General features: G+C 66.4%; 1 protein-coding gene. It reads left to right on the top strand.

The window, feature by feature from the left end; translation table 11 throughout:
- On the top strand, positions 1-1,259 hold a 1,259-nt coding region (locus G6N77_RS19470; protein WP_165183824.1), incomplete at its 5' end, for an IS1380 family transposase.
- Positions 1,260-1,326 lie beyond the last annotated feature (67 nt).

The following is a 1,326-nucleotide window of genomic DNA, read 5'->3' as shown; positions in this document are numbered from 1 at the left end:
TGGGACCGTGGCGCAAGCCCTTCGCCCGGCACGACCCGGGAAAGATCCTCACGGACCTGGCCTTGTCGCTGGCCACGGGCGGGGACGCTGTGTCGGATGTGGACCGGCTCCGCAACCAGCCCGAGGTGTACGGGCTCGTCGCATCCGACCCGACGATCAGCCGGCTGGTTAAGGTCTTGTCAACGGTCAAGCCGGCACAGGCGTTGGCCGTAGTCAATGAGGCCCGTGCCAAGGCCCGTGCCCATGTGTGGGCACACGCCGGGGAGGATTCCCCGCTGCACGGCGTCAGCGCGGAGAATCCCCTCACCATCGACATCGACGCGTCGCTGCTGAATTCTCACTCGGAGAAGGAAGACGCACGTCCGACGTGGAAGAAGGGTTTCGGCTTCCACCCGTTGTGTTCCTTCGTGGACCACGGCATCCGGGGCACCGGGGAGCCGTTGGTGACGCTGCTGCGGCCCGGCAATGCCGGCTCGAACACGGCCGCCGACCATATCCAGGTAGTCAGGGACTCCCTGAAGCAGCTCCCGGAAGGGTACCGGGTCGGGCGGAAGATCATGATCCGCACCGATTCCGCGGGCGGCACGCACGACTTCCTGAACTGGCTCACCGCCAGACACCGCAACTTTTCCTACTCCGTCGGGTTCACCATCACCGACGCCGTGGCCAAGATGCTGCCCCTGATCCCCAAGACGGGGTGGACCAGGGCCTACGACAGCGACGGGTTTGAACGCGACGGCGCCTGGGTTGCCGACATCACCGGGATGCTGGACCTCGCGGCCTGGCCGAAGGGGATGCGGGTCATTGTCCGCAAGGAAGTCCCGCACGTGGGGGCGCAGCTGCGGATCACCGACATCGACGGGCACCGCTACACGGCCATCGCAACGAACCAAAAGAAGGGCCAGCTGGCCGTGCTGGAAGTCCGCCACCGGCTGCGGGCCCGGTGCGAGGACCGGATCCGCAACGCCAAGGACACCGGATTCGCGAACCTGCCCTTCAAGTCCTTCGCCGCCAACGAGCTCTGGTGCCATGTGGTCATGCTCGCCGCCGAGATCATGGCCTGGACCCAGATGGTCGCGTTCACCGGGACGAAGGCCAGGCGCTGGGAACCGAAAAAGCTCCGCGCCCGGCTGTTTGAAATCGGGGGCAGGATCGTCAGCCACGCCCGCCGAACCACCCTCCACCTGGCCTCCACGGCACCGGACGTGCAACTCCTGATCAAAGGCATGAAACGCCTCGCGGCACTGAGCCCGCCATAACCGGGACCGCCACCCGCCCGAACCCATTCAGAAAACACCAGCACCGCCGTGACCGGCGTGGAACCCG

It is taken from the genome of Arthrobacter silviterrae (assembly GCF_011045165.1).
Classification (GTDB): Bacteria; Actinomycetota; Actinomycetes; order Actinomycetales; family Micrococcaceae; genus Specibacter; species Specibacter silviterrae.
This window is presented reverse-complemented; position numbering and strand designations above follow the sequence as displayed.